This is a genomic window from Paenibacillus sp. CF384 (assembly GCF_900106745.1).
Classification (GTDB): Bacteria; Bacillota; Bacilli; order Paenibacillales; family Paenibacillaceae; genus Paenibacillus_Z.
This window is the reverse complement of sequence record NZ_FNNV01000004.1, coordinates 331009-337846: the sequence shown is the minus strand read 5'-3', so window position 1 is coordinate 337846 and position 6838 is coordinate 331009. Positions and strand designations below refer to the sequence as shown.

Annotated in this window: 6 protein-coding genes and 1 rRNA gene; 1 reads left to right on the top strand and 6 read right to left on the bottom strand. The window is 51.6% G+C overall.

From position 1 onward, the window contains the following. From BLW29_RS10555 to BLW29_RS10535, 5 genes are all read right to left on the bottom strand, one after another. Positions 1-277: ribosomal RNA gene (locus tag BLW29_RS10555) — 16S ribosomal RNA — on the bottom strand; the annotation flags it as partial. Between the two features lie 362 nt (positions 278-639). Further along, positions 640-2085: a nicotinate phosphoribosyltransferase gene (locus BLW29_RS10550; RefSeq protein ID WP_090979101.1), complete on the bottom strand. Its 1446-nt coding sequence runs from the start codon at positions 2083-2085 to the stop codon at positions 640-642. Positions 2086-2091: 6 nt separating this feature from the next. Then, on the bottom strand, positions 2092-2925 hold the full coding sequence (gene nadE, locus BLW29_RS10545) for an ammonia-dependent NAD(+) synthetase (RefSeq protein ID WP_090979159.1): 834 nt from the start codon (positions 2923-2925) through the stop codon (positions 2092-2094). Positions 2926-2988: 63 nt separating this feature from the next. After that, a complete protein-coding gene (locus BLW29_RS10540) occupies positions 2989-3543 on the bottom strand; it encodes a cysteine hydrolase family protein (protein WP_090979155.1) in 555 nt (184 codons plus the stop codon). 77 nt (positions 3544-3620) lie between these two features. Continuing rightward, a complete protein-coding gene (locus BLW29_RS10535) occupies positions 3621-4409 on the bottom strand; it encodes an NUDIX hydrolase (protein ID WP_256208506.1) in 789 nt (262 codons plus the stop codon). A gap of 246 nt (positions 4410-4655) precedes the next feature. On the opposite strand from BLW29_RS10535, the gene uraA reads away from it, so the two are divergent. Beyond that, entirely contained in the window at positions 4656-5927 is a 1272-nt protein-coding gene (uraA, locus tag BLW29_RS10530) for a uracil permease (protein WP_090979098.1), read from the top strand. Positions 5928-5992: 65 nt separating this feature from the next. Here the strand turns inward: uraA and BLW29_RS10525 are convergent, their stop codons facing one another. After that, positions 5993-6811 (bottom strand): enoyl-CoA hydratase-related protein, encoded by an 819-nt coding sequence (locus BLW29_RS10525; RefSeq protein WP_256208505.1) that lies wholly within the window; start codon positions 6809-6811, stop codon positions 5993-5995. Positions 6812-6838: the final 27 nt, after the last annotated feature.

The window sequence follows — 6838 nt, the reverse complement described above, 5'->3', positions numbered from 1 at the left end:
CTTGGTGAGCCGTTACCCCACCAACTAGCTAATGCACCGCAGGCCCATCTGTAAGTGACAGCTTGCACCGTCTTTCCCAATTCAGCCATGCAGCTAAATTGCATATCCGGTATTAGCATTCGTTTCCGAATGTTATCCCGGTCTTACAGGCAGGTTGCCTACGTGTTACTCACCCGTCCGCCGCTAAGCTATCCCCGAAGGAATAACTCCGCTCGACTTGCATGTATTAGGCACGCCGCCAGCGTTCGTCCTGAGCCAGGATCAAACTCTCCATAAAAGTGGCTCGTCCGAAAACTCGCCATTGTATGAATTCGCTTGTTAGCTCATTCAAAATACTAGCTTGCAGAATGTTACTTCTGCGATTTATAACCATTTGACTGGTCGCTCATTGTTCAGTTTTCAAAGAACAAATTTCATGTTCGGGCTTGTTGACCCAGAATCAGATGATACCATACTTCGAAACATGATTGCAAGTTTAATTTTTCAACTTGTTAGTGTTTCGATCACCGCATCCCGTATCTCTCAGCGGCGGAATTAGAATATATCATGGTTCGACATCATATGGCAAGTCTTTTTTGCAAATAAATTTCGAATAAGGAATCCGGAGACGCAACAAGCGCCTCCAGACCGGCAATAGGACTATCTATGACGCTGGATAAGATCAAGTTTTAATTGCCAAGCTTCGACACTAATATTCACGCGATACATCTCGGGATTCAGCTTCCGAAGGTATTGCGGCCAGAACAACTTCAACTGCTCCTCATGATAGCTCCGAATGCCCTCAAGAGTTGGGATTGCATACACAAGTTCCCCCGACTTAAATATTGGTTGCAATAAAGGCACAGCATCGTAATCTGTAATAACCTTGTGGATGTAAGGATGAAGAGGGTCGAACAGATCAATCGCCTCTCCCCGCTTCACGGCTTCCTCATGACGAAGTGCGATATAGTCGCCGTCAGCCATTCCGGTTTCTCGGTTAATTATACGGTAGACCTCTTTGATACCCGGCGTGCTTACTTTCTCGGGATTGCCTGAGATCTTAATAACGGGGACAAATTCTCCATCGCAGCCCTCACGCGCAACAAGCTTATAAACACCGCCCAGCGACGGCTGGTCACCGGCAGTAATGAGCTGGGTGCCGACACCCCACACATCGATACGCGCCCCTTGCGCCTTAAGGTTGAAAATAATGTTCTCATCCAAGTCATTCGATGCGATGATTTGGACATAAGGGAACCCTGCTTCATCGAGCATATGTCTCGCACGCTGCGATAAATAAGCCAGGTCACCGCTGTCGAGTCGAATTGCGTTCATCCGCTTCCCCTGCTGCTCCAGCATGCGTGCGATGCTAATCGCGTTCGGCACTCCGCTCTTCAGCGTATCGTACGTATCCACCAGGAGCGTCACGTGATCCGGAAGCACTTCCGCATATTTGCGAAAGGCTTCCTCTTCTGTTTCATGCCCTTGAACCCAAGCGTGTGCATGCGTACCTTTGGTGGGAATACGAAACAACATTCCCGCTCTTAAGTTGGAGGTAGCATGGAAGCCGGCAAGATACGCAGCCCTTGCTCCCCAGATCGATGCATCCGCCTCCTGCGCGCGCCTTGTTCCAAACTCCAGCAGACCATCTCCACCGGCAACCTGCTTAATCCGCGAAGCTTTGGTAGCGATCAACGTCTGAAAGTTAACGAAGTTCAGCATAGCCGTTTCAATAAGCTGCGCCTCGAACACTCTGGCTTCTACGCGAATCAGAGGCTCATTCGGGAAGATAATCGTTCCTTCCGGAACGGCATCCAGGTTACCTGTAAATCGAAACCCACGCAGCTCCTGCAGGAACGTCTCCTCATAGTTCTCTTCTTGCTCCCCCAAATAAGCGATCTCTTCGTCGCCAAATTGCAGATCTCTAATATAAGCTACAACCCGCTCAAGCCCGGCAGCTACCGCATATCCATTCCCGAAAGGCAGCTTGCGGAAAAACAGCTCAAATACCGCTTTATCATGCAATGTACCGTTCATCCAATGCGCGTACATCATATTGATCTGATACTTATCCGTATGGAGCGTCAGGTTCTCGTAGTTCGACATGGAGCCTCAATCCTTCCACCAGTCATCATAAACCGTCACGGGACCACGGCGTTTATGCTCGGTTAATTTGTAGCGCGCTTCGATTTTGTCGCTCAGATCAGCAGGCAAAGTCTTGCCCTCTAAGTAGTCGTCAAGCTGCTCATAAGTCATACCCAACGCAACCTCATCCGGAATGCCGGGCTTCAAATCTTCTAAATCTGCAGTCGGCTTCTTCGTATATAAGTGAACGGGGCAATGCAATGCTTCCAATAATGCTCTTCCTTGACGCTTATTCAGGCCATAGATTGGCGCCATATCGCAGGCTCCGTCACCATGCTTCGTATAAAACCCCGTGATCGCTTCAGCAGCATGATCCGTACCCAGCACGAGCAGCCCATAATGCGCCGCCAAATCATATTGCGCCTTCATCCGCTCGCGCGCTTTCACATTCCCTTTATGAAAATCACCCAGTTTGTCGCCCGTCGCCGCCTCAAACTGCTCGACTGCGGCATCGACCGCCGGTTTAATATTGACGACGCTCGTTCGAGTCGGCCCAATAAACCGAAGCGCGTCCTGGCAATCGTCCTCATCCTGCTGCACGCCGTATGGCAAACGTATTGCAAGGAAGGTGGCTTGGTTCTTGCTGGTTGGGTCTGCATTATATTCGTCAACGGCCATCTGCGCGAGCTTGCCTGCTAGAGTGGAATCTTGACCGCCCGAGATGCCAAGCGCATAACCTTTGGCGCCTGTATGCTGTAAATAGCTTTTCATAAACCCGACTCTGCGCCGAATTTCTTCCTCTACATCAATCGTCGGTTTCACCTTCAGATGTTCGATAATTTCTTGCTGCTGCTTATTCATAATCATTCACTCTCTCCTTTATTGGGTTGTGTGATTGTGCCGCCAAGTGGGGTGATTGACTAATTAGGTGATTGGTTGATCGCCAGCTACTACTTCTGCACCGAGCGAATGCTTGAAATGCTGCAACGCCCACTCATGCCCCTGCTCATTAAAGGTTGCCACCGCATCGGCATGCACAACAATCTGATAGCCTCTATTGTAAGCATCCACTGCCGTATGCAGCACACAGATGTCCGTACAGACGCCAACCAGATGAAGCTCCGTAATCCCTCTAGCCCGAAGCTGCAGTTCCAAGTCCGTTCCGCAGAAGGCGCTGTATCTCGTTTTGTCCATCCAATGAATACGGTCTTTCTTCAGCTCATAAATCTCACGCAGTTTGCCGTAGAGCTCCCGTCCAGCAGTACCCCTAATATTGTGCGGAGGAAACAGCTTGTGTTCGGGATGAAGCATATCTTGTTCATCATGCAAATCTATTGCCATCACAACATAGTCACCTTGTTCCGCAAACTGCTTCGTTATCGCTGCGATGCGGCTCTCAATCTCAATTGCGGGCTGACCGACCGGTAGACGACCGTTCACAAAATCAACCGTGTAATCAATCACGACCAATGCTTTCATCATATCCACCTTCCTTATTTGAATTCATGGTTTTAAATCATGTCATTGCGACAATATCAACCCTGTAAAAAGAATGCCTAGCTGTATATGGACAACTGAGGCACATAATCCGTGAACCGATAAAGCTGTGCTGCCCGCTGGGAGTAGCGATTCGACATCTTCAGCTCACCGCTTGAATCTCGAATTTCTTCAATAATGCCTTTGCGGCTTTGGGTCGACGTAATCTTGCGGATAAAATTGCGTTCCACGAAATCCGGCACAACCGCTTCAATAACCTGATACAGCTCGCCGATCGTGAATTCCTCGGGTAGAAACGCTCTGGCAATTGCCGAAGTCATCATGCTGCGACGAATATACTCAAGCGCATCCTGCAAAATCTGCTTATGATCGAATGCCAGATCCATTTCAAGTGCCTCCCGCACGGAGAAGAGTCGAACATCCGCCGCATCATCGGCAGCTTTGCGATGCTCAAGTTCCCCTTCATGCACGAGCGCGCAGAAGGCATGCGAGATCATCCACCCACGCGGGTCCCGCCCGGGCTCGCTGTAAGCGTTGAAATATTCGATATGAACATTGTCGACGCCGGTTTCTTCTTGCAGCTCCCGCTTCGCGCTCTCGAGAATCGTCTCGGTATCTTTCGAGAATCCTCCAGGCAGTGCCCACTGCCCGGCGAAGGGCCAGCTTCGGCGCTGAATGAGCAGGACTTCCAATTGGCGGATCGGGAGAGACTTCTTCAACGTATTTCGCTGAGTCGAAGTAATCGTGAAAATCACGATATCCGCAGGCGCACCATCCGGTGTTCGGTAATTACGCGGGGAATAAGTCTTGGCTTCAGACTCGTTAGCCTCGTCAATAGGTTGGGTCAAGGTGCATCACCTGCTTCGTTTATCTTTCTTTATATTGTCATTATGACATTATTAAATATTTTGTCAAGCGGTTTGAAGTAAATGTTATCCATGCGGCAGCCAGACTATTCGTTCCACATGCAGACTAAGCGGGCCAAGCTCTGAATAGTTGCTTCGTTCTGTTATGCAATTTATCAATTGGGCAAATTATGATACTATTACGTTTGGCAAAATCACTATATCCGCTACTCCAGGAGGCCATCACCGTTGTCGAAGATCATACAAGTCCATGAACGGCCGTCGCTCGCGGCCAGCATTCCGCTTAGTTTGCAGCATTTATTCGCCATGTTTGGCTCCACCGTACTCGTCCCGATTTTATTCCAAGTAGATCCTGCAACGATTCTGCTTATGAACGGTATTGGCACCTTGCTCTATCTCATCCTTACGAAATTCAAAATCCCGGCTTATCTAGGGTCCAGCTTCGCTTTCCTCTCGCCGGTATTCGTGGTGCTGAAATCCGAAGGCGGATACTCCGCGGCGCTCGGGGGCTTCATTGTAGTAGGTCTCATCTTCATGCTCGTATCCTTCATCATTAAGCTCGCCGGGACGCGCTGGATCGATGTCGTTTTCCCGCCGGCGGCTATGGGCGCGATTGTTGCCGTTATCGGCCTTGAGCTCGTGCCGACTGCTGCGCAGATGGCTGGCCTAATTGCCAAACCGGGCTCACCGGCAGAATGGTCTCCCGATGCGGCTACCGTCACGGTATCCCTCGTTACACTATGTATTGGCGTTGTCGGCTCCGTGCTTTTCCGCGGATTCATGAAGGTCATTCCGATTCTGATTTCCGTTATTGTCGGGTATGTGCTCGCTTCGATTCTTGGACTGGTTGAAGTAAAAGCAACGGTAGACGCAGCTGTTTGGTTCAAAGCACCTACCTTCTACTCACCGACGTTCGACTGGTCCAGCATCGCGATCATCGCCCCGGCAGCTCTAGTAGTCATCGCCGAGCATATCGGCCATTTGATCGTCACGGGTAACATTGTCGAGAAGGATTTGACGAAGGATCCGGGCCTTAGCCGCTCGCTGCTTGGCAATGGCGTATCTACGATTCTATCCGGCTTCGTCGGTTCTACACCTAATACGACCTATGGCGAAAATATCGGCGTTATGGCCATCAGTCGCGTTTACTCCGTGTGGGTTGTCGGCGGTGCAGCTATTATTGCGATTGTGCTCTCTTTTATCGGGAAGCTGTCCTCCTTGATCCAAACCGTCCCTGAGGCAGTCATGGGCGGCGTATCCCTACTGCTCTTCGGTGTTATCGCAGCTTCGGGGATTCGTATGTTGGTTGAAACCAAGATCGATTACTCGAAGCCTGCCAACTTGATGCTGACCACCATCGTGCTTGTCGTCGGATTAAGCGGCGCGACGTTGAAATGGGGGAATTTCGAGCTGAAGGGCATGGCGCTCGCCACGGTTTCCGCCATTGTACTCAGCTTGTTCTTGAAGGTTATAGAAGTGTACAAGCTTGCTGAAGAATAGACAAAGAAGAGGGCGTCCAGGTGGGCGCCCTCTTCTTCTTGATGGAATGGTTATACACGATAAAGTCATTCGCCTGTAAAATGCGGAGGCCGCTTCGCGCGGAAGGCTTCGAGCGCCTCCAGCCGGTCTTTGGTCGGGATGATCGCTTCGTAGGCGGAGGTTTCGAGGGCGAGACCTGACGGGAGGTCGAGGTCCAGCCCTTGGTCAATGGCCCGCTTCGCTTGGTACACGGCGAGAGGGGCATTGGCAAGAAGCTCTTCTGCAAGCGATGCGCATTGCGATTGCAGTTGCTCTTCGTTCTCCGCGATGCCGGTGAGCAGACCGAGCGTAAGCGCTTGTTCGGCCGTGATCCGCCGCGCCGTGAGGATCAACTCCTTCGCGCGTGCCGGGCCGATCAGCCGCGGCAATCGTTGCGTGCCCCCGGCGCCGGGGATGATGCCGAGGCTAACCTCGGTCAGCCCCAGCCTCTCACTGCTGATGGCGTAGCGAAAATCGCAGCAAAGCGCCAGCTCCAGCCCGCCGCCGAAGGCGAGGCCATTGATCTTAGCGATCGTCGGCTGGGGCAGCCGCTCCAGCGCAGCGAACACGGCCTTGCTGCGGATCAGACGCTGCCGAATTTTCTGCGGATCGGTCAGCATGCTCCGCTCTTTGAGATCCGCGCCGGCGCAGAAGGCACGGCCTTCACCTTCGAGGATGACAACGCGAATCCCCCGGGGATCGGAAGCAATGTGATGCAGCTGCTCCTCAAGGGCAATAAGCATCGCTTCATTAATCGCATTCAGGCTCTCCGGGCGATTAAGCCGAATATAGCCGATATGCCCTCTTTGCTCCCATAGAATTGGCTGTTGCGATTGCGATTGCGGTTGCATTGGCTCCGTAGTCATGGCGCCGGCCCCCTCCTCCTTCCATCA